This is a genomic window from Bradyrhizobium sp. LA6.1, assembly GCF_040547805.1.
In the GTDB taxonomy this organism is placed as follows: Bacteria; Pseudomonadota; Alphaproteobacteria; order Rhizobiales; family Xanthobacteraceae; genus Bradyrhizobium; species Bradyrhizobium barranii.
Genome location: NZ_JBEPQK010000004.1, coordinates 509,548 through 533,484, shown reverse-complemented (window position 1 = coordinate 533,484; position 23,937 = coordinate 509,548). Strand labels below are relative to the sequence as shown.

Annotated in this window: 24 protein-coding genes and 1 pseudogene; 7 read left to right on the top strand and 18 right to left on the bottom strand. The window is 64.7% G+C overall.

What is annotated here, in order from left to right:
• Positions 1 to 84: 84 nt before the first annotated feature.
• Positions 85 to 1,416 (bottom strand): MFS transporter, encoded by a 1,332-nt coding sequence (locus ABIB99_RS13120; RefSeq protein ID WP_063980833.1) that lies wholly within the window; start codon positions 1,414 to 1,416, stop codon positions 85 to 87.
• 143 nt (positions 1,417 to 1,559) lie between these two features.
• Positions 1,560 to 2,459, bottom strand: a complete 900-nt coding sequence (locus ABIB99_RS13115; RefSeq protein WP_354176091.1) for a transcriptional regulator GcvA — start codon at positions 2,457 to 2,459, stop codon at positions 1,560 to 1,562.
• Positions 2,460 to 2,569: 110 nt separating this feature from the next.
• On the opposite strand from ABIB99_RS13115, the gene ABIB99_RS13110 reads away from it, so the two are divergent.
• Positions 2,570 to 2,773, top strand: coding sequence for a DUF1127 domain-containing protein (locus tag ABIB99_RS13110; protein WP_354176090.1), 204 nt, complete (start codon positions 2,570 to 2,572; stop codon positions 2,771 to 2,773).
• Between the two features lie 69 nt (positions 2,774 to 2,842).
• Entirely contained in the window at positions 2,843 to 3,466 is a 624-nt protein-coding gene (locus tag ABIB99_RS13105) for a GNAT family N-acetyltransferase (RefSeq protein WP_354176088.1), read from the top strand.
• Between the two features lie 54 nt (positions 3,467 to 3,520).
• Here the strand turns inward: ABIB99_RS13105 and ABIB99_RS13100 are convergent, their stop codons facing one another.
• Positions 3,521 to 4,360 (bottom strand): oxidoreductase, encoded by an 840-nt coding sequence (locus tag ABIB99_RS13100; RefSeq protein ID WP_354176086.1) that lies wholly within the window; start codon positions 4,358 to 4,360, stop codon positions 3,521 to 3,523.
• Positions 4,361 to 4,479: 119 nt separating this feature from the next.
• Between ABIB99_RS13100 and ABIB99_RS13095 the strand changes: the two genes are divergently transcribed.
• Positions 4,480 to 5,388 carry a LysR family transcriptional regulator gene (locus tag ABIB99_RS13095; RefSeq protein ID WP_354176084.1) on the top strand — a complete coding sequence of 303 codons (909 nt, stop codon included), beginning with the start codon at positions 4,480 to 4,482 and terminating at the stop codon, positions 5,386 to 5,388.
• A gap of 10 nt (positions 5,389 to 5,398) precedes the next feature.
• Here the strand turns inward: ABIB99_RS13095 and ABIB99_RS13090 are convergent, their stop codons facing one another.
• The 3 genes from ABIB99_RS13090 to ABIB99_RS13080 all read right to left on the bottom strand — a co-directional run bounded on the left by ABIB99_RS13090 (position 5,399) and on the right by ABIB99_RS13080 (position 7,276).
• Positions 5,399 to 5,569, bottom strand: coding sequence for an RNA polymerase sigma factor region1.1 domain-containing protein (locus ABIB99_RS13090; RefSeq protein WP_354176083.1), 171 nt, complete (start codon positions 5,567 to 5,569; stop codon positions 5,399 to 5,401).
• A gap of 63 nt (positions 5,570 to 5,632) precedes the next feature.
• The gene (locus ABIB99_RS13085) at positions 5,633 to 6,463 is read right to left on the bottom strand and encodes an enoyl-CoA hydratase (RefSeq protein WP_354176081.1); all 831 of its coding nucleotides are present in this window, start codon (positions 6,461 to 6,463) and stop codon (positions 5,633 to 5,635) included.
• Between the two features lie 111 nt (positions 6,464 to 6,574).
• Positions 6,575 to 7,276 carry an SDR family NAD(P)-dependent oxidoreductase gene (locus ABIB99_RS13080; protein ID WP_354176080.1) on the bottom strand — a complete coding sequence of 234 codons (702 nt, stop codon included), beginning with the start codon at positions 7,274 to 7,276 and terminating at the stop codon, positions 6,575 to 6,577.
• A gap of 222 nt (positions 7,277 to 7,498) precedes the next feature.
• Between ABIB99_RS13080 and ABIB99_RS13075 the strand changes: the two genes are divergently transcribed.
• Positions 7,499 to 9,283 (top strand): acyl-CoA dehydrogenase family protein, encoded by a 1,785-nt coding sequence (locus ABIB99_RS13075; RefSeq protein WP_354176078.1) that lies wholly within the window; start codon positions 7,499 to 7,501, stop codon positions 9,281 to 9,283.
• A 45-nt stretch (positions 9,284 to 9,328) separates the two neighbouring features.
• Positions 9,329 to 10,417 carry a Zn-dependent alcohol dehydrogenase gene (locus ABIB99_RS13070; RefSeq protein ID WP_354176076.1) on the top strand — a complete coding sequence of 363 codons (1,089 nt, stop codon included), beginning with the start codon at positions 9,329 to 9,331 and terminating at the stop codon, positions 10,415 to 10,417.
• A gap of 149 nt (positions 10,418 to 10,566) precedes the next feature.
• On the opposite strand, the gene ABIB99_RS13065 is transcribed toward ABIB99_RS13070, so the two are convergent.
• From ABIB99_RS13065 to ABIB99_RS13025, 9 genes and pseudogenes are all read right to left on the bottom strand, one after another.
• On the bottom strand, positions 10,567 to 10,920 hold the full coding sequence (locus ABIB99_RS13065; protein ID WP_354176075.1) for a nuclear transport factor 2 family protein: 354 nt from the start codon (positions 10,918 to 10,920) through the stop codon (positions 10,567 to 10,569).
• A 136-nt stretch (positions 10,921 to 11,056) separates the two neighbouring features.
• A pseudogene (locus tag ABIB99_RS13060) lies at positions 11,057 to 12,530 on the bottom strand (amidase).
• A 220-nt stretch (positions 12,531 to 12,750) separates the two neighbouring features.
• Positions 12,751 to 13,722 carry an iron exporter MbfA gene (gene mbfA, locus ABIB99_RS13055; RefSeq protein ID WP_085403465.1) on the bottom strand — a complete coding sequence of 324 codons (972 nt, stop codon included), beginning with the start codon at positions 13,720 to 13,722 and terminating at the stop codon, positions 12,751 to 12,753.
• A gap of 66 nt (positions 13,723 to 13,788) precedes the next feature.
• Positions 13,789 to 14,931 (bottom strand): alpha/beta hydrolase, encoded by a 1,143-nt coding sequence (locus ABIB99_RS13050; protein ID WP_354176072.1) that lies wholly within the window; start codon positions 14,929 to 14,931, stop codon positions 13,789 to 13,791.
• Between the two features lie 123 nt (positions 14,932 to 15,054).
• Positions 15,055 to 15,924, bottom strand: coding sequence for an MBL fold metallo-hydrolase (locus tag ABIB99_RS13045; protein ID WP_354176071.1), 870 nt, complete (start codon positions 15,922 to 15,924; stop codon positions 15,055 to 15,057).
• A 17-nt stretch (positions 15,925 to 15,941) separates the two neighbouring features.
• A complete protein-coding gene (locus ABIB99_RS13040) occupies positions 15,942 to 17,129 on the bottom strand; it encodes a serine hydrolase domain-containing protein (protein WP_354176069.1) in 1,188 nt (395 codons plus the stop codon).
• 23 nt (positions 17,130 to 17,152) lie between these two features.
• The gene (locus ABIB99_RS13035; protein WP_063980851.1) at positions 17,153 to 17,764 is read right to left on the bottom strand and encodes a glutathione S-transferase family protein; all 612 of its coding nucleotides are present in this window, start codon (positions 17,762 to 17,764) and stop codon (positions 17,153 to 17,155) included.
• A gap of 186 nt (positions 17,765 to 17,950) precedes the next feature.
• Positions 17,951 to 18,793, bottom strand: coding sequence for a fumarylacetoacetate hydrolase family protein (locus tag ABIB99_RS13030; RefSeq protein WP_166078056.1), 843 nt, complete (start codon positions 18,791 to 18,793; stop codon positions 17,951 to 17,953).
• Positions 18,794 to 19,017: 224 nt separating this feature from the next.
• Positions 19,018 to 19,869: an MBL fold metallo-hydrolase gene (locus ABIB99_RS13025; protein WP_354176068.1), complete on the bottom strand. Its 852-nt coding sequence runs from the start codon at positions 19,867 to 19,869 to the stop codon at positions 19,018 to 19,020.
• A gap of 121 nt (positions 19,870 to 19,990) precedes the next feature.
• Between ABIB99_RS13025 and ABIB99_RS13020 the strand changes: the two genes are divergently transcribed.
• Positions 19,991 to 20,422 carry a DUF3775 domain-containing protein gene (locus tag ABIB99_RS13020; protein ID WP_038933620.1) on the top strand — a complete coding sequence of 144 codons (432 nt, stop codon included), beginning with the start codon at positions 19,991 to 19,993 and terminating at the stop codon, positions 20,420 to 20,422.
• Between the two features lie 4 nt (positions 20,423 to 20,426).
• Here the strand turns inward: ABIB99_RS13020 and ABIB99_RS13015 are convergent, their stop codons facing one another.
• From ABIB99_RS13015 to ABIB99_RS13005, 3 genes are all read right to left on the bottom strand, one after another.
• On the bottom strand, positions 20,427 to 21,416 hold the full coding sequence (locus ABIB99_RS13015) for an NADPH:quinone reductase (protein ID WP_354176066.1): 990 nt from the start codon (positions 21,414 to 21,416) through the stop codon (positions 20,427 to 20,429).
• Positions 21,413 to 22,195, bottom strand: a complete 783-nt coding sequence (locus ABIB99_RS13010) for an SDR family oxidoreductase (RefSeq protein ID WP_014498394.1) — start codon at positions 22,193 to 22,195, stop codon at positions 21,413 to 21,415. Before ABIB99_RS13010 ends, ABIB99_RS13015 begins: the two co-directional genes overlap by 4 nt.
• A gap of 184 nt (positions 22,196 to 22,379) precedes the next feature.
• The gene (locus tag ABIB99_RS13005; protein ID WP_354176065.1) at positions 22,380 to 22,892 is read right to left on the bottom strand and encodes a CvpA family protein; all 513 of its coding nucleotides are present in this window, start codon (positions 22,890 to 22,892) and stop codon (positions 22,380 to 22,382) included.
• Positions 22,893 to 23,030: 138 nt separating this feature from the next.
• Here ABIB99_RS13005 and ABIB99_RS13000 point away from each other — a divergent pair, with 138 nt between their 5' ends.
• Entirely contained in the window at positions 23,031 to 23,792 is a 762-nt protein-coding gene (locus tag ABIB99_RS13000) for an SDR family oxidoreductase (RefSeq protein WP_354118770.1), read from the top strand.
• Positions 23,793 to 23,937: the final 145 nt, after the last annotated feature.

The following is a 23,937-nucleotide window of genomic DNA, read 5'->3' as shown; positions in this document are numbered from 1 at the left end:
TCGAGCCCGAAATCCATCGTGCCGCAAGAATGTTGGGAGAAATGGATTCCGGGTTCGCCTCTTCGAGGCGCCCCGGAATGACCATCAGTGGCTCACCGCCGGCGCCGCTTCACCGGTCGCATCGTACGTCGTCACCGCTTGGCGGCCACCGCGATAGACGATCGATGCGGCAATGATGCCAAGCGCAGCGGCGAACATCAGCCAGAAGCCGGGTGAGGCTTTGTTGCCGGTGTAGTCGATCAGCAAGGTCGAGGCGAATGGCGTGAACGTGCCGAACAGCGCAGCGGCGAGCGCGAAGGCCAGCGAGAAGCAGGTGGTGCGGACATGCGCCGGCACGATCTCGACGAGAGCACCGAGCATGGTGCCGCTGTACATGCCGAAATAGAACGAGAACAACATCTCGACCGCGAGCAGTTTGCCGAAAGTCGGCGCGGCGACCAGCCAGGACAGTGCCGGGTAGGCGGTGACGAGCGCCAGGCCGGCGATGGCGAGCAGTACCGGCTTGCGGCCGATGCGATCGGACAGCGCGCCGCCGACGGGATTCCAGAAGAAGTTGGTCACGGCGACGAGCAGCGTCACGAGCAGTGCGTCCTGCGTCGAGAGCTTCAGCACCGTCTTGCCGAAGGTCGGCGTGTACACGGTGACGAAGTAGAATGTCGTCGTGGTCAGGACCGCGATCATCATGCCGAGGATGACGATGCGCCAGTTGGCGAGCGCGGAGGCGAACACCTCGTTTGCCGTCGGGTGCTTCTTCATGGCGAGGAAGGCCGGCGTTTCCTCGAGCGTCCGCCGCAGCATGAAGATCAGGGGAATGATGAGGCAACCGACGAAGAAGGGAATGCGCCAGCCCCAGGCGGTCACGACGTCCGCCGGCATCACCTCGGACAGGATGAAGCCGAGGATCGAGGCCACGAAGATCGCGACCTGCTGGCTCGACGACTGGAACGAGGTGTAGAAGCCGCGATTGCCGGGCGTGGAGATTTCCGCGAGATAGACCGAGACGCCGCCGAGCTCGACGCCGGCGGAGAAGCCCTGCAGCAAACGGCCGATCAGCACGATGACGGGCGCCGCGATGCCGATGGTCGCATAGCTCGGGCAGAAAGCGATCACGACGGTGCCGATGGCCATGATGCCGAGCGTGACGATCAGGCCCTGGCGGCGGCCGATGCGGTCGATGTAGGCGCCGAGCACGATCGCGCCGACGGGGCGCATCAGCGCGCCGAGCCAGAACACCCCGAAAGTGTTGAGCAGCGACGCCGTCTCGTTGGTGGAGGGGAAAAACGCCTTGCCGATCGCGGCGGCATAGAAGCCGAACAGGAAGAAATCGAACTGCTCGAGAAAATTGCCGGATGTGGCGCGCAGGATTGCGCCGATGCGCGACTTGATCTCGGGCGGATTGGTTGCTGGTCCAGCCATGACGTTACTCCCCTGAAAGGCGCGGCCGGACCGGAACTCATTCCACGGCAAGGCAGCAGATTGCCTGCTGCGACAATCTGTCCTACCCCTCTCGCGCGGGGCGCGGCGAGTCAATCGATTTCACCGCGGAAGCTGATGATTTTTCAGGCTTTATTCTGCGTTGCAGTGATCATCCACTCGCGGAACGCGGCCAGCTTCGGCGCCTCGCGCCGGCCCTCCGGCGCGACCAGGTAGAAGCCGGCATCGGCCGGCAGCGCGATCTTGAAGGGCACCACGAGCCGGCCCTTGGCGATGTCGTCCTGGACGTAGGAGGTCCGGCCCATCGCCACGCCGATGCCGTCGATTGCGGCCTGGATGGTCATGAAGATCATGTCGAAGGTGATGCCGGGCTGCCTGGCGATGTCGCCCGGAAGGCCGGCCGCCGTCAGCCATAGCCGCCAGTCATCGCTGTTGGCATTGGAGGTGTGCAGCAGCGGATAGCCTTTGAGATCCTCAGGCTGGCGCAGCGGCTTGTCGCCGCGCAGCAGCGACGGACTGCACACCGGAAACAGCTCGTCCGCCATCAGCCAGTCGGCGCGCAGGCCCGGCCATTGACCGCGGCCATAGCGAATCGCGGCATCGACATTGTCGCGCTGGAAATCGACGAGGCTGGTCGAGGTGGTGATGCGGACGTCGATGCCGGGGTGCTGCTCCTGGAAATCGGTCAGCCGCGGCAGCAGCCATTTCGCGGCGAGCGATGCCAGCGTCGAGACGGTCAGCACCTTGTCGTCGTCCTTGCGCAGCAGCCGGTCGGTCGCAAGGCGGAGGTCGTTGAAGGCGGCGCGGACGCCCGGCAAATAGTCGCGCGCTTCCGGCGTCAGCGCCAGCGCGCGGTTCTGCCGGACGAACAGGCGGATGCCGAGCTCCTCCTCGAGCCGCCGGATCTGATGGCTGATCGCGGTCTGGGTCACGTTCAGCTCGGACGCGGCCAGCGTGAAGCTGAGATGGCGCGCGGCGGCCTCAAAGGCCCGCAATCCGTTCAGGGAGGGCAATCTGGCAGTCATCTGGCAGCAGGATGCATGACGTTATTTCATGCGAAGGGGTACAAATTGTCGTTTGTCGCAGCGCAGTAGCAAGCAGATATTAGCAGTCAAGTTAGCTCAAGGAGCTGAAAATGTCTACTTTGACCCACAATTCGATGACAAATCATCATGCGCCCGGCCTCATCCAGCAGATCGGCGAAATGCTTCACGTCTGGCACGAGCGCTACCGGACCCGCCGCGAACTGACCCATTGGACGGCCCGCGATCTCCACGACGTCGGCCTGTCCTGGACCGACATCGCCTACGAGGCTGACAAACCCTTCTGGCGGGCCTGATTGGCCGCCAGGCTGGCGCCGCCTGATCACAGGGGCGCCGGCGGTCCCTCTTTCCGCAGGGCTCGTGTCATGAGCACTCTTCGACTGGAAGATCTGAAGCAATATTCGGACGTGCTGCGCACCCGGCAGGGTGAGGCGATCAACATCCGCTTCGTCGAGCCGCGCGACACCGAGGAGCTTCAGCACTATTTCCGATCGCTCTCGATCCGCTCCCGCTACAACCGCTTCTTCGGTGCGATCAGCGAATTGCCGAAGGGCCTGCTGAGCGAATTCCTCGATGTCGGAGCGCGCGAGCGCTTTACCGTTGTCGCGACCAAGATGGTCGACGGCTTCGAGACCATCGTTGCCGAAGCGCGCTACGCCTTCCATGCCGAGACTTCCACACTCGAGTTCGGCCTGTCGGTCGACGATCGCTGGCAGGGCCACGGCATCGCCACCGCGCTGATGAAGAATCTCGAATGCCGCGCGGCCGCGCTCGGTGCCGAGCACATGTTCGGCGACACGCTGCGCTCCAACGAGACCATGATCTCGCTCGCCCGCAAATCCGGCTTCGCTTTCGTCAATCATCCCGATGACTGGAAGCTGGTGCGCTTCGACAAGGAGATCAACGTCGCACCGAAAGACATTCCCTGCGCGAGCTGGCGCCTCGCCGCCCTTTCCCGTCAGGCCGACAGCCCCTCAGCCTCGGCCTGACACCACTGCGAGCCCGGCCTGGTCGTCCAGAGCCGGGCCTTTTTTTGCCTTCACTCAAGCGCCGTCATTGGTGAAGTCGGTCGAGGTCGCGACCGACCGCCATCCCGCCAGCTCCCGTGCAACGAAGAGGTTCTTCGCCTCGATCCGCTCCACGGTGTCGCTGCCGAGCGGCAGGCGCAGCGGCGGGTTCTTGGCATCGACCAGCGTCAGGAAGGCCTGCGCCAGCTTGCGCGGATCGCCGCGCTGGCCGTGGTTGAATTCGACGGCGTGAGCGCGGGTCTTGCCGACGCTCTCGTGATAGTCGTCGATCACCTGCGCGGTGCGCGACAGCGAGGTGTCGTCGAGGAAATCGGTGCGGAAGAAGCCCGGCTCGACCACAGTGACCTTGATGCCGAGTGGCGCGACTTCGCCGGCCAGCGCTTCGCTTAGACCCTCGACCGCGAACTTGGTCGCGCCATAGACGCCCCAGCCGGGATAACCGGTGTAGCCGCCGACCGACGAGATGTTGATGACGTGGCCGGAACGCTGGCGGCGCATATGCGGCAGCACCGCGCGGGTGACACCGAGCAGGCCGAACACATTCGTGCCGAACAGCTTTTGCGTCTCCGCGCCGCTGGCCTCCTCGATCGCGCCGAGCAGGCCGTAGCCGGCATTGTTGACCAGGATATCGATGCGGCCGAACTTCTTCACGGCCTGACCTGCGGCCTCATGCGCCTCGGCCTCGCTGGTGACGTCGAGCCGGGTGGCCAGCAGGCGCTCGTGCGCGCCGAGGCGCGCGGTGACAGTGGACGGATCGCGCGCGGTCGCGACCACGGCGTCGCCGGCCTTCAAGGCGGCCTCGGCGATCAAAGCACCAAATCCGCGGGATGCTCCTGTGATGAACCAGACACGCATGGTGTTGCCCTTTCCATTTTGGTCCGGCGGTGTGCCGAGCCGATGGGCAAGGTGTAACGGCTCGCCATAACTGAGATAATCCGCTATATATTTTGCAAGCTGCTGAAAAAAATTCATCAATGCGGATCGACCCGTCCGACCTCGCGACCTTTCTCGCCATTGCCCGCCACCGCAGTTTTCGCGCGGCGGCGACCGAGCTCGGCGTCACGCCATCGGCGCTGTCCCACGCTTTGCGCAATGTCGAAGAGCGGCTCGGCCTGCGCCTCGTCAACCGCACCACCCGCAGCGTCGCGCTCACCGAGGCCGGCGAGCGGCTGTTTGCCCGCATCACGCCGGCCTTTCGCGACATCGACGACGCGCTCGAGGACCTCAACAATTTCCGCGGCAAGCCCGCCGGCACGCTGCGCTTCACCGCTGCGCGCCAGTCCGCGCAGCTGGTACTGCTGCCGATCGTGACGCGTTTCCTGAAATCATTCCCCGACGTCAGCGTCGAGATCGTCATCAACGACGCCCTGATCGACATGGTCGCGGCCGGCTTCGATGCCGGCGTGCGTTTCGGCGAGACCATTGCCGCCGACATGATTGCGGTCCCGATCGGCCCGCGGCACCGTTTTGCCGTGGTCGGCACGCCCGGGTTCTTCAAATCGCGCAAGCCGCCCACCACGCCGCGCGACCTGAAAGGCCTGCCCTGCATCCGCTACCGTTTCACCTCAGGCGCGCTCTATCATTGGGAATTCGAGCGCGGCGGCATCGAGCTCGCGATCGACGTCGCGGGACCGCTGACGATGAACGACCAGGATCTGATGGTCGATGCGGCGCTCGACGGCGCTGGGCTTGCCTACGTGTTTGAGGCGCAGGTCGAAGCGCTGCTCGCCAAGCGTAAGCTGGCTCGCGTGCTCGCCGACTGGTGCCCGGCCTATCCCGGCTTCTTCCTGTACTATCCAAGCCGCCGCCAATTGCCCGCAGCGCTGCGCGCGTTCGTGGATTTTGCGAGAGGCGAAACTGGTGCTTCCCAATCGAGGAAATGACGGTGCGGGCCTATTCCTCCGCGATCCAGATACCCTGGTCGCCGAGAGCGGTGAGTACGGCTTCGATGTCTTCCGGCTCGATCGTTGTGGACGGCATCAACTCGTTCAGTTGATCGAAAGTAACGTAGCCCGTTTTCTCCGCAAGGATGGCGGCTTTCCGCACCACCTCAGACCAGTCCATTCAGCCCTCCTGAAAATGGGGTACCTACTATATGGAATGATCGAATGGTTTGGACCGTAGCCCCTACTTCCCCGTGAACACTGCTTTCCGCTTCTCGATGAAGGCCTGCACGGCTTCCTTGTGATCAGCGGTCGTGGTCAGGCGGATCAGCCGTCCGGCTTCGTGGTCGCGAGCGGTCTCGAAATCGAACAGCAGGGCTTCGTCGAGATTGTCCTTCATGTAGCGCAGCGCCTGACGCGGGCCTTCGGCGAGCGACTTGGCCAGCGCAAAGGCCTCGGCTTGCAGTCTGTCGTCGGGTACGACGCGGTTGACGAGGCCGATTGTCTCGGCGCGCGCGGCGTCGACGCGATCGCCGGTGAACAGCAGTTCACGGGCCCGCGCGGTGCCTACCAGCCGGGTCAGGAGCCAGGCGATGCCGTAATCGCCGCTCAGCGCGATGCGGGCGTAGCCGGTGGCGACGAAGGCCGATTGCGCGGCGATGCGGATGTCGCAGGCCATGGCAATGGCGAGCCCGGCGCCGACCGCGGGACCGGGCAGGGCGGCGATGGTCGGCTTGCGCACCGACACCAGCGCGCCGGTGAGCAGCCGCTGCCGTTCCTGGAGATCGGCGACCTTGTCGTCAAAGGACATGTCGAGCTTGGCTTGGTCGCGATGCGCGCCCATGCCCTTGACGTTGCCGCCGGCGCAGAAGGCCGCGCCCGCGCCGGTGATCAGAAGCGCGCCGACTTCGGGGCTCTCGCCGCAGGTGCGGATCATCGTCCGCAGTGCCGGCGTCAAGGTGTCCGACAGCGCGTTGCGCGCCTCTGGCCGGTTCAGCGTGATCACCGCGACGCGGTCGCGGATGACGCAGAGGAGTTCGTTGGTGCCGGTATCGATGGTGGTTTCCGTGGTCATGATTCCCGCCCTTGTAGGGTGAGCAAGGCGCAGCGTGCTCACCATCTGTTTGTTCATTCACGGCGGTGGGCACGGCGCTATGCGCCTTTGCCCACCCTACGACAGCTCAACTCAAAACTTCTCCACCCACGGCCGCAGCTCCAGCTCCCAGCTCCAGGCGCTGCGCGGCTGCTGCAGCACGTTCCAGTAGCTCTCCGCGATCGCGTCGGGATCGAGCATCGAATCCGGCTTGTCGGCGGGTTCGGTCCGCGCCGCGCTGCGGATGCCGCCGTCGATCACGAAATGCGCGATGTGGATGCCCTGCGGCGAGAGCTCGCGCGCCAGGCTCTGCGCCAGCCCGCGCAGCGCGAATTTGCCCATCGCGAACGAGGCCGACTGTGCATAGCCCTTGACGCTCGCCGAGGCGCCGGTGAACAGGATCGCGCCGTGCTTGTTCGGCAGCATGCGCTTGGCCGCCTGCTGCGCCACCAGGAAGCCGCCATAGGCGCTGATCGCGATCGCCTGCGCGATATCGGCCGGAACGAGATCGACGAACGGCCCGCGCGTGCGGCCGCTGGCGTTGTAGACGACGAGGTCGGGCGTGCCGATCTCGCGTTCGATCAGGCCGAACAGCCGCTCGACCTCCTCAGGTTCGGTGGCGTTGCAGGCATAGGCCTTGGCGCCGGTCTCGCTACAGAGCGCACCTAATTTCTCGATCTTGCGCGCGGCCAGCGCGACGCGGATGCCTTGCGCAGACAGCAGCCGAGCGAGCGAGGCGCTCAGGCCTTCGCCGGCGCCAACGATGAGGGCGATCTTGTATTTCGGATGTTCCATGGCGTGATCTCTCGGAGACGGGAAGCCGCTGATCTATGCATCCGCCGCGCGGACAACCAGCCGGGTCGATCATAATTCCGCAGAGCGAATTGCTCCTTCACGGCGATCATGCCTCCCTGACAATTTGCGGCTTTATCCGCCTTTGCGACTGGAGCATGATCGACATCATCCCAAGCGGCAAGCGATAAGAATTGCCGTCGGGCGGGAACGAAGAGGACGATCATGCACAAGCGGGTCACAGGTGAGCCAAAAAGTGTCGCGGCCGCACCATCCGGTCTGCTGGCGCCCGATACATCAGGCATGAATTTCTATCGCGCCGATCCGGCGCTGACGGATCTGTTGCGTATCCATCTGCCGGACCCGCTGTTCCGCCACATCGAGCCGCATCTCGATCGCCTCGGCGAACTCGCCGGCGGCCATCTCGACGAATGCGCGCGGCTCGCCGACCGGCACACGCCGGTACTGCACCAGCGCGACAAGTTCGGCCGCGACGTGCAGTGGATCGAATATCACCCGGCCTATCGCGAACTGGAGAGCGCGGCCTTCGGCGAGTTCGGCATCCACGCGCTTTCGATCCGCAAGGGCATCATGGGATGGCCGGACAAATATCCCGTCGTGGCCAAGCACGCCTTCACCTTCCTGTTCAACCAGACCGAATTCGGCATGGGCTGCCCGATCAACGTCACCGACGGCTGCGCAAAGCTCTTGGCGAATTTCGGCAGCGAGGCGCTGAAGGCGAAATATCTCGACGGTCTCACCCAGACCGACATGAGCAAGCTGACCCAGGGCGGCCAGTTCATGACCGAGAAGGAGGGCGGCTCCGATGTCGGTACGCTGACCACGCGCGCCGTGCAGGAGGGCGACCATTGGCGCCTCCATGGCGAGAAATGGTTCTGCTCGAATGCCGATGCCAAGGTCGTGATGCTGCTGGCGCGCCCCGAAGGCGCCGGCCCCGGCACGCGCGGCGTCGGCCTGTTCCTAATGCCGCGCTTCCTCGACGACGGTTCGCAGAACCATTACCGGATCGTGCGCCTGAAGGACAAGCTCGGCACCCGCTCGATGGCCTCGGGCGAGATCAAGCTCGAAGGCGCGATCGCCTATGCGGTCGGCAAGCTCGACCGCGGCTTTGTGCAAATGGCCGAGATGGTGAACTCGTCGCGGCTCTCCAATGGCGTCAAATCCACCGCGCTGATGCGCCGCGCCTATCATGATGCGATGACGGTCGCCAAGAACCGCGTGGTGTTCGGCAAGCGCATCATCGACCTGCCGCTGGGACGGCGGCAGATGCTGAAGATCATGCTGCCGGTCGAGCAGGCGCTGTCGATGAGTTTTGTGACCGCCGACGCACTCGACCGCGCCGAGGCTGGCAGTCAGGATGCTGCGGCGCTGCTGCGCATCCTCACGCCGACGCTGAAATTCCGTGCGACGCGCGATGCGCGCAAGGTTTGCGGCGACGCGCTCGAGATGCGCGGCGGCATCGGTTATATCGAGGAATTCGCCACGCCCCGCCTGCTGCGCGATGCGCATCTCGGCTCGGTCTGGGAGGGCACCGGCAACATCGTCGCGATCGATGCGCTCCGGCGCGCGGTCGGCCGCCACGGCGCTGAATCCGCGCTATCAGCCGATCTGCATGCGCGGCTCGATGATAGCGCGTCGGTCCCGCAGGCCTGGCGCGACAATTTGCGCGGTCTCGTCGATCGCGCCGTCGGCTTCGCGCGCGAGGTCGCGGGCAATTCCGAGAACGAGGCCGATGCGCGCCGCGCGACCAGCCTGCTCTATCACGTCGCAAGCGCGGTCGCGCTCGCCTGGGAAGCGCATCGCATCCACGAGATGCGCGGCGATGCGCGCCGGCTCCTGCTGTCGCGGCTGGTGATCGACCATCGCGTGGCGCCGAGCGATCCGTTCCGGCTGACGGAAAATGCCGCGCAAGCGAAGATCGCAGCGCTGCTGCTCGGGGATCGCGACGCCGGCATGAGCGAGGTTGGCGAACTGGTTCTGGCAGCGTAGGCTACACTCCACGCTCAAACCAAAAGAAGCGATAGGGAGTGCTCGATGAAGGCCGCCGTCCTTTATGAAGTCAATCAGCCGCTGGTCATCGAGGATGTCAGCCTGCCGAAGCCGGGCCCACGCGAGGTTTTGATCCGCACGGCGGTCGCCGGCCTCTGTCACTCCGATCTGCACTTCATGGAAGGCCTGTATCCGCATCCGCTGCCCGCGGTGCTCGGGCACGAGTCCGCCGGCATCGTCGAGCAGGTCGGCTCCGACGTCACCTATGTGAAGCCGGGCGATCACGTCGTGACGTGCCTGTCGGTGTTTTGCGGCACCTGCGACAATTGCACCACGGGCCGCACCGTGCTCTGCACCGACACCACGGTGAAGATGCTGCCGGGCGCCTCGAACCGGATGCAATGGTCGAAGCCTGAAAAACTGCACCAGTTCCTCAACCTCTCGTCCTTCGCCGAGCAGATGCTGGTGCACGAGAACGCCATCGTCAAAATCAGGAAGGAGATGCCGCTCGATCTCGCCGCGCTGATCGGCTGCGGCGTCATCACCGGCTACGGCGCGGTCGTGAACACGGCGAAGGTGACGGCCGGCGAGACCGTGGCTGTGATCGGCTGTGGCGGCGTCGGCATGGCCGCGATCAACGGCGCGCAGATCGCCGGCGCCGGACGCATCATCGCCATCGACACCAATCCGGCAAAGCTCCAGCTCGCGACCAAGCTGGGCGCGACCGACATCGTCAATCCCGCCGACGGCGACGTCGTGAAGCAGGTGCGCGACCTCACCAATGGCGGCGTGCATCATTCCTTCGAGGTGCTCGGCCGCAAGGAAACCGCCGAACAGGCCTTCGGCATGCTCGCCTCCGGCGGCACGGCCACCATCGTCGGCATGATCCCGTTCGGCCAGAAGATCGAGCTGCACGGCTTTGACTTCCTGCGCGAGCGCAGGATCCAGGGCTCATCGATGGGCTCCAACCATTTTCGCGTGGACATGCCGAGGCTGGTCGATTTCTACCTGCGCGGCCGGCTGCACCTCGAGGACTGGATCTCGGCCAAGCTGAAACTGTCGGAGATCAACGAGGGTTTTGCCAACATGAAGGCCGGCAAGACGCTGCGTAGCGTGATTGTGTTTGACAGCTAGCAACCGCAATGACGGTGTCATCGCCCGCGAAAGCGGGCGATCCTGTACTCCGCGGCGGAAGCTGTGTGAACCGACTATTGCCGCGGCGTACTGGATGCCCCGGTCAAGCCGGGGCATGACAGCGGAGTGTGAGGATGGCTGACCTCAACTCACCGCGACACGTGCGCTGACACCGCGAGCCACGTCCCGTTCTTCTTCGTCCAGCAATCCGTGTACCGCCCCGTTGCCTGCTGGCCGTCGGCGGTGGTGTAGCTGGTGGCGGCGTGGATGATGGCAAAATCGCCCATGATGCGGATGATGATATCATGCGCATGCAGATTGCGGATTGCGATCGGCCGCGCCGTCTGCTCCAGGAAGGCTGCGCGGTCGACCAGAGACTTGTCGGGATTGGAGCAATAGAACTCCGGCGCCAGAATTTCGTCGAAGCGTTTGACGTCGCAGTTCTGTACGGAGGCGACATAGTCGTGGTTGAGCGCGGTGAGCTGGTCGAGGTCTTGGCTCATTGCATTGTCCTCCCTCTATGATCCCTCATGGTGAGGAGGCGCGTTAGCGCCGTCTCGAACCATGAAGGCCCCGATCTTACCTGCAGCCATCCTTCGAGACGACCGCTGCGCGGTCTCCTCAGGATGAGGTTCTCACCTAGTCATTGAACAAAGGGGGCGGCACGAACCCGCCGAATTCGCGCTCGATCAGCTCGGCGAGCTTGAGCGGCGTGCGGTCTTCCAGCCACGGGCCGACGATCTGCACGCCGATGGGCAGTCCATCAGGCGCAAAGCCCGTCGGAATCGCGGTCGAGGGCAGACCGGGGAGCGTCGCGATGCCCGGCCAGGCGAGCTGGTCGGGATAGACGTGCTCCTTGCCGTCGATCTTGATCCGGCGCTTTTCCTGCTCGGGCGAATGGTCGTGCGGATAGGCTGCCGTCGGCATCACCGGGCAGATCACGGCGTCGTACGTCTTGAACAGCTCGCGCCATTTGCGCGCGCAGGCGGGTGCGCCCGCCGTTGGCCGCCTGCCAGTCGCGATGGTTGAGCGCGATACCGCGCAGCCGTTCCGCAGCCAAGCTGTTGTCGCCCTCTGGCAACGCCGCTGCGGCTGCCTTGGCGCCGGCGTAGACATCCGGCGCGAAGGTCGAGCCGAGAAACGACATCAGCATGCGCATATAGAGCCGCGAGGAGGCCGCGAAATCCGGCAGCAGCCGGCTGCTGCGCTCGATCTTGACGCCAGCCTTGGCGAGATTGTCGGCCAGCCGGTTGATCGTGCTGCGCACGGCGGTGTCGGTCGGCATCACCGGATCGGTGTCGATCACCAGCACGCGGAAATCCCTAAATGCGGTGTGCCGCGCCGCCGGCAGCTCGAGCCGGTAGGCGAGGCCAGCGTCGATCGGATCGGGCCCGGCCATCACGTCGAGCACAAGCGAAAGATCGGCGGCGCTGCGCGCCATCGGGCCGATCACCGAGAGATCGCGCTCGAACGGCAAAGGCGGCAGCGGCGGCGGCGTGTGGCCGCGCATGGCGACGAGACTGAAGGTCGGCTTGTGCGCATAGATGCCGCAATGGAACGCCGGCACACGCAGCGAGCCGCCGATGTCGGAGCCGATCGACAGCGGGCCATAACCCGCGGCGAGCGCAGCCGAGGAGCCGCCGGACGAGCCGCCCGGCGTGCGGCCGAGATCGTAGGGGTTGTTGGTGGTGCCGTAGATGTCGTTGTAGCTCTGCCAGTCGCCGAGCCCCAGCGGCACGTTGGTCTTGCCGACGATGATCGTGCCGGTGTCCTTCACCCGCGTGACCGGCAGCGAATCCTCCTTGGCAATAAAATCCTTTTGCGCGGGAATGCCCCAGGTCGTCGGCAGGCCGGCAATGTTGTAGGATTCCTTCACCGTCATCGGCAGGCCGAGCAAAGGCTTGCGTTCGCCGCGGGCAAGTGCTGCGTCCGCAGCGCGCGCCGCATCGAGCGCGCGGTCGAAATCCCGGACGCAGATCGCGTTGACCTTGCCGTCGTGACGTTCGATGCGATCGATCGCATCCTGCGTGAGCTCGACCGCGGAGACCTTCTTTGCGGTCAACGCGGCCGACAGCTCGACCGCGCTCTTGTAACTCCATTCCGATTTCGCCACGACATGCTCCTGCGCTTCCCTGATGGGATGATGCGCAGTTTGACCGAATGCCGCAACCGCCGTTTGATCGCGATTGATATGCGGCTAGCTGTCATCGCCCGGCTTGACCGGGCGATCCAGTATTCCAGAGGCCCGCGTTGGAGAATTTGCTCTCGCCATATCCGCCGCGGCGTACTGGATGCCCCGGTCAAGCCGGGGCATGACAGAGAGTGTGAGGTCGCTACGCCGCCCCGATCAAGATCCCCACCGCCAGCACGATCGCGCCGCCGAGCACGATCTGGAACACGGCCTGGAGGAACGGGGTGTCCATGTAGCGCGCGCGGATGAAGGCGATTGCCCACAATTCGAAGAACACGACGACGCCGGCGATTCCCGTTGCGATCCAGAATGCGTTCGGCCAGCTGTCTGGGACGAGATAAGGCAGGGTGTGGCCGAGCCCGCCGAGCGTCGTCATTGCGCCGCAGGTGATGCCGCGCAGCCATGGCGAACCGCGCCCGGTGAGCGAGCCGTCGTCGGACAGCGCCTCCGCAAAGCCCATGCTGATGCCGGCGCCGATCGAGGCGGCGAGGCCGACCAGAAACGTCTGCCAGTTCTGGTGGGTGGCGAAAGCTGCGGCGAACAGCGGAGCCAGCGTCGAGACCGATCCGTCCATCAGGCCGGCGAGGCCCGGCTGCACATATTGCAGCACGAACATCCGCCGTCGCGTGCGATCTTCCTCGGCGCGCACGTCCGGCTTCAGGATTTCGTCGGTCAGCGCAACGGCGCGGTTCTCGTGATGCTTTTCCTCCTCGGCGAGATCGCCGAGCAGGCGGCGCACGCCGACATCCTCGGCCTGCTCGGCGGCCCGCGCGTAGAAGCGCTCGGCCTCGAGCTCCATGGTCTCGACCTCCTTCCGGATGGTGTCGAGCGGCAGGTTTTTCGTCAGCCAGATCGGCCGCCGGCGCAGAAAGCCTTTGACGTTCTCGCGGCGGATCGGCGGCAGGTGCTGGCCGAAGCGTTCCTCATAGAGTTTCAGCAGCCGATGCCGGTGGCCGCGTTCCTCCTCGGCCATCTCCTCGAAAATCTTCGACGTGTCCGGGTAACGCTCGCGCAAGTCCTCGGCGAAGGTCATGTAAATGCGGCTGTCCTCCTCCTCGGAGGAGATCGCGACCGCAAGCACCTCGCGCTCGGTCAGTTCGGCAAAAGTCTTCACGGCGGCCCTGTTTGATAGTTTAGAATTATTCTAAACTATATAAGGCGCCGGGGTTCCCGGGTCAAATCAGGCGGCTTTTGCGAGGAACTCGAGCAGCAAGCGGCTCACCTCGGCCGGCTGTTCCTGCTGCACCCAATGGCCGGCGCCGTCGACGAGATGGCAGCCGAGCATCTTCGTGCAGCCGCGCCCCTGCATCGCTTCGAACACGCCGGGGCGCTGATAGGTGCCCCAATCCTGCTTGCCCGAGATGAAGCAGGAGGGCACGTCAATGCTGCGGCCCGCAAACAGCTGCATCTCGCTGTTGAGCATGCCCGAGGTGCCGTAGCGGTACCATTGCAAGCCCCCCTGGAATCCGGTGCGGCCGTATTCGGCGCTGTAATAGGCGAGGTCGCTGTCCGGCAGCCATTGGTTGGCGGCGATCGCGGCCGGCGAGGGCATCTCCTTCGCAACCGTCTCCGCCATGGTCTCGCAGGCGTCCATCACGTAGTAGGTCGGCAGCTTGGCGAGTTCGCCCGCGGACCACGACTTCAGCGGATATGGCTTGTTGTCGGTCCAGTCCGCACTCTTGTGGTGATAGTAAGCGCGCAGGAAATCGTGCACGCCCTGCGGCGCGTGCTGCATGTCGGCGTTGGCCGGGCGCGTCGCGTAGTACCATTGATAGTGTTTACGCGGGCGCGGCAGCGCGGCGAGCTCGCGATGCACGGGGTCTTCTGCTGGCGGCATTGCCGGACTGTCGACGGTGCCAAACGGCAGCGGCGGCGCTCCGCCGAACGGCGCGCTCATCAGTGTCACCGAGCGAAACACGTCGGGCCGGATCAGGGCGCACCAGGCCGCGACCGGGCTGCCGAAATCATGCCCGGCGAGATCGACCTGCCTGTAGCCGAACGCCGACACCAGGGCGAGGGCGTCACGCACGAGGTTGAGCAGCGAGAACGGCGTGAGATCGCCATCGTAATCCGCGGTCCATCCCGTGGTGCGGCCATAGCCGCGCTGGTCCGGCGCGATCACGTGATAACCGGCCGCGGCCAGCGCCGGCATCACCTTGCGCCAGGAGAAGGCGAGCTCAGGAAAGCCGTGCAGCAAGAGGATGCAGGGCCGCCCCTTGGTCTCGAAGCCGGCTTCGAGCACGTGCATGCGCAAGCCGTTGATGCCGTCGACATAGCGCGAGCGGATGCCGGCGGGGAGAGGGACGTCGGGGAGGTCGGCCATTTTTTGTTTCCTCGTCATGGCCGGGCTTGTCCCGGCCATCCACGTTCTTGTTGCCGTTGATTGTAAGAACGTGGATGCCCGGGACAAGCCCGGGCATGACGGAAGCCGGGCAATTGCCGCGCGCTACACCGCCGCACACACGAACGCGCTGCCCTTGCGCCTGATCTTCCCGACCGACGGCGAGGGGAAATGCGCGGTGCAGCACAGCGTGTCGGTGTCGCAATAGCGCTCCAGAAAGCTGCGGCGCGTTTTCGCCGCCGCGGCCGGGTCGACGTCGAACTTGATCGACAGCTCCGGATAGAGCGTCTGCAGCGGCGAATGCATGAGGTCGCCGGAGAACACGGCGTCGTCCTTGCCGCGGCCCATCGTGATGGCGATATGGCCGGGCGTATGTCCCGGCGTCGGCAGGATGCGGACGTGATCGCCGATCTGATGATCGTTGCCGACCAGCTCGTGGCGCCCGGCCTCGACCACCGGCAGCACGCTGTCGGCGAAGGGCGGGATCTCCGCCTTCGCATTCTCCGCGAACCAGTGGTCGTATTCCTGCTTGGCGAAGACGTAGCGCGCCTTCGGGAAGGTCGGCACCCAGCGGCCGTTCTCGAGCCGCGTGTTCCAGCCGACGTGGTCGACATGCAGATGCGTGCACATCACGAAATCGATGTCGTCGACCGCGAACCCGGCTGCGTTGAGTCCGCGCAAGTACGTTTCGTCGGTCTTCATGTTCCATTTCGGCCGCTGCGGGCGCGGCTTGTCGTTGCCGATGCAGCTGTCGATCAGGATGGTGTGGTGCGGCGTCTTCACCACATAGGACTGGAAGCACAGGAGCAGTACGTCCTGCTCGTCTAGCGCCTTGGCCTGCCGCATCCATGCCCGGTTCTCGGCCAGCACCTCGGCCGTCAATCCCGGCAGCATTTCCAGTGCCGGCACGAACGAGGTTTCCTGCTCGATGACGCGATGGATGGTGAGATCGCCGACCGTGAATTTCAGGCTCATGCTCGCTTCCCTTGCACTCACCGTGCGTCGCGCACGGATGGAATGACGATGTTGGAGAGGATGTCGATCGCGGCCAGCCCTTCCTTCGGCTGGCCGTATTGGGCAGCGGTGGTCATCATGACGAGATCAAGCTCGGGCACGATGAAGATGCGCTGGCCGCCCCAGCCGAAGGCAGCAACCCATTTGATTTCCTTGTCGCCGGCGAGCGAGCGGCCCATCCACCATTGATAGCCGTAGAACATCGTGCTGCCGAAATAGCCGATCGCCTGGAAGCGCGGCGTGGTCGATTGTGCGATCCAGTCGGCCGAGACGATCTGCCGGCCGTTCCACTGGCCGCGATTGAGCACGAGCTGGCCGATCTTCGCCGCATCGCGCGGCCGCAAGCGAAGGCCCGCGGCCGCTGCGATCTTGCCGTTCTTATAGGCTTTCCAATCGAAATCGCTGATCCCGAGCGGCCGGAACAGCACCTCGCGAGCAAATGCCTCCAGCGGCTTGCCCGAGACGCGTTCGAGGATGTTGCCGAGCAGTTCAGTCCCGCCGCCATTATAAGTCCACAGCACGTCGGGCGGCGCAGCGACTGGCTTTGCGAGCACATAGCCGATCGGATCGGCCTCAAATGTGAGATGCGGCTCGTCGTTTTTCGGATCGGTCCAGGACCGTGCCTCGTCCCATTCAATGCCGGAGGACATCGTTAGCAGATGGAGCAGCGTGATGGCCTCCCAGCCCGCCTGCTTCGCCGCCTGATGGTCGGGGAAGAATTTGAGCACGGGCTCGTCGACGCCTTCGATCAGCTTGCGATCGATCGCGATGCCGACGAGCAGCGAAGCGACACTCTTCGATGCCGAACGCATGTCATGCTTCGTCGTCGCGGTGAATTCGTGCTGGCCGTCCGGTTGTCCCCAGGGTTGGTCGTAGCCGGGAAAATACTGCTCGAAGACGAGCTTACCGTGGCGCACGACGACAACCGAATGGACCGAGGTCGCGCGTTGATCGAGCCGTGCAGCGATGCCGCAGAGCCGCGCGCCGTCCATGCCAACGCTGTCGGGCGATGCAGTCGTCCAGCCGTCATCGATTGATGATGGCGATTCGCAGGCGACATTTCGTTGTCCAGGCGCCATGCCGTCGGCCTGCACGGAAGTGGCTGAGACGGTCAACGCGAGCACGAGGCTCGCGCCGAGAATGCTGAGGGGGAAGCGATCGCGCATCGTCCTTCTCCCCGCAGCCTAGCTTACGCCGCCGGCGGCACCGAGATCTTGACCGAGGGGCGCTCCAGCATCTTCTGGTGGAAGGCGTCGAGTTTCGGGTAGGCCTTGCGCCAGCCGCAATCGGCGAAGCGGAAGTCGGCATAGCCGAGCACGCAGACGAGGCCGATCTGCGAGATGTCGAACGGGCCGTTCAAGACTTCGGGCATGTTCTCGAAGCGCGCCATGCCGGTCCAGGCCCGGTTCCAATGGTCGTCCGACCACGCCTGCCATTGCAGGCCCTGCGGCCGCACCATCTTCTCGTAGCGGCACAGCAGCATGGAATCGAGCATGCCGTTGATCAGGGAGTGATCGGTCTTGGCCTTCCAGCGCCGCGGGCCGTAATCGGGGATCAGGCTGCCGCCGGCCATCTCGTTGAGATATTCGACGATCACGTAGGAATCCAGAATGACGTCGCCGTCATTGGTGATCAGCACCGGCAGCTTCTTCAGCGGCGTGATGCGCGAATAGTCCTCGTTGACCGTGCCCGGCGCGACGGTCGCGGGCGTCAGCTCGATCTTGTCGATCAGCCCGAGCTCGATCGCGGCGATGCGCACCTTGCGGGCGAAGGGCGAGGCGGCAGAGAAGGAGAGTTTCATGGGGAAATAACCTCTATCCAGACAGGCGGTCCGCATCCTGAGGAGCGCGCAGCTTGGCGCGCGTCTCGAAGGATGGACAACGGGAGGTGTTCTTGCGTCACCCGGCGCGAACGTCGGGTGACTGTACTCTTGGCGCATCTTTCGAGACGCGCGCGTTGCGCGCTCCCCAGGATGAGGGCGAAAGGCTTACGCCGCCACGATCTCCTGGCGCTGCTCGCCGAGGCCTTCGATGCCGAGCGTGACGACATCGCCGACATTGAGGAAGGTCGGCGGCTTCATGCCGAGACCGACGCCGGGCGGGGTGCCGGTGGTGATGATGTCGCCCGGCAGCAAGGTCATGAACTGCGAGACGTAGGAGACGCATTTGGCCATGGAGAAGATCATGGTCTGGGTCGAGCCGGTCTGGCGACGCTGGCCGTTGACGTCGAGCCACATCGACAGGTTCTGCACGTCCTTGATCTCGTCCTTGGTGGCGAGCCACGGGCCGACCGGGCCGAAGGTGTCGTGTGACTTGCCCTTGGTCCACTGACCCAGGCGCTCGGTCTGGAAGGCGCGCTCGGAGACGTCGTTGCAGACGCAATAGCCGGCGACGTAGTTCAGCGCATCGGCTTCAGAGACATACTTTGCGCGGGTACCAATGATGGCGGCGATCTCGACTTCCCAGTCGAGCTTGGTCGAGCCGCGTGGCTTCTCGACCGCGTCGTTCGGGCCGGACAGCGAGGTGTTGGCCTTCATGAAGATGATCGGCTCGGTCGGGATCGCGGCGCCGGTTTCCTTGGCGTGGTCGCTGTAGTTGAGGCCGATGGCGACGAATTTCGAGATGCCGGTGACGGGCGCGCCGAAGCGCGGCTTGCCGGAGACGGCGGGCAGGGAGGCCGGGTCAAGGCCCGCCAGCTTCTTCAGGATATCAGGCGAATAGGCCTCGCCGGTCAGGTCCTTCACATGCGCCGACAGGTCGCGCAATTGGCCGGATTTGTCGATCAGGCCGGGCTTTTCCGCACCCTTTTCGCCATAACGAACAAGCTTCATTCTCGTTTCTCCCTGGAGATGGACCGATCGGTTAAATAGCTTCATGGAACAGGGCGGCGGGAAATTCAACCGCTCAAAGTGGGGCGCATTGCAGCCCTTCCTTTGTAGGGTGGGCAAAGGCGCGGAGCGCCGTGCCCACCAATTCTTTTTGATGGCCCGGTAGGGTGGGCACGCGGAGCCTGTCATCGGGCGCGCATTCGCGCGACCCGGTGGCTTTGCCCACCCTACGATTGCAGCGCCACAAACTTGAACGCATCCCCGTCCCGCTTGATGTGCCCGGCCGAGAAATGGCCGCCGATCACCAGCGTCGGGGTATCGGCAAAGCGCGAGAACACCTTGTGCCGGCTCGCCGCCGATTGGGCGGTGTCGGTGTCGACGACCGAGCACCAGTCGAGATGCGCCATCTGGCAGGGGTGATGGGCGACGTCGCCGCTGAGCAACCCTTGTTCGCCGCCGGACTCGATCAGGACGCTCATATGCCCGGGGCTGTGGCCGGGGGTCGGGATCACGCTGATCTCCTCGCAGAGCCGGTGATCGCTCGGGATCAACTCGGCCAGGCCCGCATCGACGACCGGCTTCACGGAATCGTTGAACACCGCGACCTTGTCCGGCTCGGCCGTATAGTCGCGCCAATATTCGTACTCGGTCTTGCCGAACAGGTAGCGCGCTCTGGGGAAAGTCGGCACCCATTTGCCATCGACGAGCTTTGTATTCCAGCCGACATGATCGACATGAAGATGCGTGCATACCACGTTGTCGATGCTGTCAGGGGGAAAGCCCGCTGCCGTCATCGTCTCCAGAAACGGCGTGCTGCGGTTATTCCAGACCGGGACACCGCGGCCCTGCTTGTCGTTGCCAAGGCCAGTGTCGACCACGATGCGGTGCGTCGGCGTCTCCACCACCAACGAGTGGATCGACATTTTCAGCCGGCCCTCCTCGGTGGCGAAATGCGGGATCAGCCAGGGCAGCTTCTGGATCTCGTCATTGGTTGCGGCCGGCAGGATGAAGCGGGTCGAGCCGACCGTCTCCATTTCCACGATCTTGGTGATTTTGACCTTGCCCACGGTCCACGGCATGCGGCGATCCCAATTTTCTTGCTTTCGCGAAAGATGCGGCCTTCCGCCGTCGAACGCAATGGATCATCTGTCGCGATGTTGCGTTATCGGGGGAACCCCGAGACAGCCAGAGAGAGCGACGATGCCAGAGCTTGCCATTTCCGCCGAGAAGGTCGCCTTCATCATCGAGAAGGCCCGCGAATTCGACGTCAAGGAGGCGGCGTCCGACCCTGACTCGGGCTCCAATCCCTCTGATGATGACGAGATCGACGTGCTCGAGGACACCAATTCCGACCCGGTCGCGGCCGAGCTGTCCGGTTTCATCCGCGCGCTGAACGAGGACGAGCAGCTCGACCTTGTCACGCTGATGTGGCTTGGCCGCGGCGATGGCGAAGTGGAGGAGTGGGACGATCTGCGTGCCCGCGCCGCCGAGGCGCGCGGTGAATACAAGAACCCGCGTCGCGAAACGGTGCAATATCTGCTGGGCGAGCCGATGCTGGGCGATCTGCTCGCCGATGGCATGGACGAGCTCGGCATCGACTGGACCGACGAGCGGACAACGCCGGTATCCTAAGTCGCTACCGCGCGCAGTCGACGATCACGGTGCCGAGCTTGTCGCCCTTCTCGACCGCGAGATGGGCTTGCGCTGTGTCCGACAGCGCGAACTGCGCCGCGACGTTGTGAATGCGCGGCCCTGCCGCCAGCCATTTCGTGATGTCGGCCTGCGCCGCTGCAAGCAGCACGGGCGGTAGCGCGAACAAGACGAGCGAGCGGAGCGTGATGCACTTCTCCATCAGTTCGCGCATCGGCACCGTGGGTGTGCGGTTGCCGTTGGTGGCGTAGACGGCGATCGTCGAATTGAGCGCCATCAGCTTCAACGTCGTCGCGATGTTGCCGCCGAAATCGACATCGACCACGCGATCGACACCACGTCCGCCGGTGAGCGCCATCGCCTTGGCAACGACGTCCTCGTCCCTGTAATTGACCACGAGATCGGCGCCCGCGCGCCGGGCTTGCTCGCCCTTCATCGCCGAGCTGACCGTCGCGATCACCTGCGCGCCGCCCCATTTGGCGAGCTGCACGGCATAATGGCCAACCGCGCCGGCGCCGCCGGTGACGAGCACGGTCTTGCCGACGATCGGCCCATCCGCAAACAGGCCGCACCATGCTGTCATCGCGGGGATGCCGAGCGTTGCGCCTTCCGCAAAGGAAAGATGATCCGGCAGCGGCGTCACCAGCTGCTCGGCGAGCGCGATATATTCGGCCGCCGTGCCGAAGGCGCGGCCGTTGCGCTGGCCGTTGAACAGCCAGACCCGGTCGCCGACCCTGAAGCGCGTTACGCCGTCGCCGATCTGGTCGACGAAACCCGCGCCGTCGCTGTTCGGAATGACGCGCGAAAATTCCATCGCGCGATAGCTGCCGCCGCGCCGGCCGACATCGGCCGGATTGACGCCGGAGGCCTCCAGGCGAATGCGAACTTCGCCTGGGCCAGCGACCGGCGTCGCCATCTCACCATAGGTGAGGACATCCGCCGCCGGTCCTGTTTGCTCGTACCAGACTGCTCTCACAGCGTTCCGGGGAAGGCGCCGCCGTCGAGCAAAATGTTCTGGCCCGTGATGAAGCCGGCCTTGGCGCCGCAGAGGAACGCGCAAGCATAGCCGAACTCGTCGGGCTGGCCGAAGCGGCCGGCGGGGTTGAGCTTGGCGCGCTCGGCCAGGATCTGCTCCGGCGTCGTGCCGCGCTTGTCGGCCTCGGCCTTCGCGGTGCCGGTCAGGCGGTCGGTCTCGAACGGACCCGGCAACAGGCCGTTGATGGTGACGTTGTTGATCACGGTCTTGCGCGACAGGCCGGCGATGAAGCCGGTGAGGCCGGCGCGCGCGCCGTTGGAGAGACCGAGGATGTCGATCGGCGCCTTCACCGCCGCCGAGGTGATGTTGACGATGCGGCCGAACTTGCGCGCCATCATGCCGTCGACGGTCGACTTGATCAGCTCGATCGGCGTGAGCATGTTGGCGTCGATCGCCTTGATCCAGTCGTCGCGGGTCCAGTTGCGGAAATCGCCGGGCGGCGGGCCGCCGGCATTGTTGATGAGGATGTCCGGCTCTGGGCAGGCCTTCAGCACGGCCTCGCGGCCCGCAGGCGTCGTGATGTCGCCGACGATCTCGGTGACCTTCACGCCAGGATAGGCTTTGCGGATGTCGTCGGCCGTCTTCTTCAGGGCTTCGGCGCCGCGCGCGGTCAGTGTGACGTCAACGCCGGCTTCCGCCAGCGAGATGGCGCAGGCGCGGCCGAGGCCCTTGCTGGATGCGCAGACGATGGCGCGGCGACCTTTGATCCCAAGATCCACTGTTTCACTCCCGTAATGTCAGGCAGGTTTTAGACGGGCCGCACTCTAGCCAATCGTGGCGCCGCTGATAAGGGAGGGGGCCGCGTCAAAATGCATGGCGCGGTCGCGCGGCGATGCAAATGTGCGGGCATGATCCGGAAAAGTGTGCGGCGGTTTTCCGAAAAGATCATGCCCAGACAATAAGCTAGATGCGCCGTTCCTGCTTGAGGCGGTCGATCGCGGCCGCGGCCTCCGGCGGCAATGTCTTGAAGCCCATCTTGCCGGTCGCCGAGAACAGCGGCCGCAGATGCGAACCGGCGAGGAACGGCGGCTGCCGGTTGGCCGGCACGATCTGGTCGAACACCAGCACCAGCGTGGTAGCGACGAGGCCGACCCTGACGGCGCCGAGTGCGGCGCCGGCGAGCCGGTCGCCGATCCCGGCTTCGCGTATCGTGTCGTTCAGCGCCAGGCGGCCGATATATCCAAGGAGCATGCCGACGACCACGAAGATGCCGAAGAACCAGATCCAGTTTTGCAGCAGTGGCGCGTTCGGATTGGTCGCGACCTGCGGCACGATCAACGGCATCAGCGCGACGGCGATGGGAGCGGCCAGGAGATAGGCGAGAATGGTCATGGCGCTGCCGAGCAGGCCGGTCCTGAAACCGAAGCCGATCGCGACGGCGAGTGCCGCATAGATCGCGAGATCGAAACTGTTCATGAGCGTCAGGCCTGCCTCGATGGAACGCTTGCGTCGTTGGAACGAATGAACGCCGGACCGATCATTCCGGTTTCAGATCGTTAAAATCGTCTGTATTGGTGGCTCCAAAGCTCAGGGAAAACACTCAAGGCAAGCGTCATGTCAGACTTATTCGACGTCAGTCAAGAAACCATCCTAGTGACGGGCGCGAGCCAGGGGCTGGGGCGGCAATTTGCCCGGGTTCTGGCGGACCATGGCGCGGCCGTCGCGCTCGCCGCGCGGCAGACCGACAAGCTGAAGAGCCTGGAGGAGGAGATCCGCGGCAAGGGCGGCCGCGCTGCCGCGGTCGCGCTCGACGTCACGGACATGTCATCGATCGCCAAGGCCGTGGATGCCACGGAAGCCGCGCTCGGTCCGATCACGGTGCTGATCAACAATGCCGGCATCGCCATCGAGAAGCTCGCGACCGAGCAGACCGAATCCGATTGGGACGCCGTGATCGGCGCCAATTTGAAAGGCGCTTATTTCCTCGCGACCGAAGTCGCGCGCCGCATGATCGCGCGCAAGCAGGAAGGCAACATCGTCAACATCGCTTCCGTGCTCGGCACCGGCGTGCTGAAGGCGGTGTCGCCCTATGCGATCTCCAAGGCCGGCATCCTCCAGGCGACCAGGGCGATGGCGCTGGAGCTCGCGGGCCAGAACATCCGCATCAACGCGCTGGCGCCCGGCTATATCGACACGGAAATGAATCACGCCTTCTGGTCCACCCCGCCGGGCGAACGCCTGACCAAGCGCATCCCGCAGCGCCGCGTCGGCGCCGAGTCCGATCTCGATGGCGCGATCCTGCTGCTGGCCTCGAAGGCGTCGCGGTACATGACGGGGAGTGTCATCACCGTCGATGGTGGGTTCTTGTTGAACTAACCACCGCTGTCGTCCCGGGGCGCGCGTAGCGCGAGCCCGGGACCCATAACCCCAGGGAGATGTTTGGCGAAGACTCGGAGTTGCCATCTCGCCCCACAACATCTCCCTGTGATTATGGGTCCCCGCGGTCGCGGGGACGACGGCG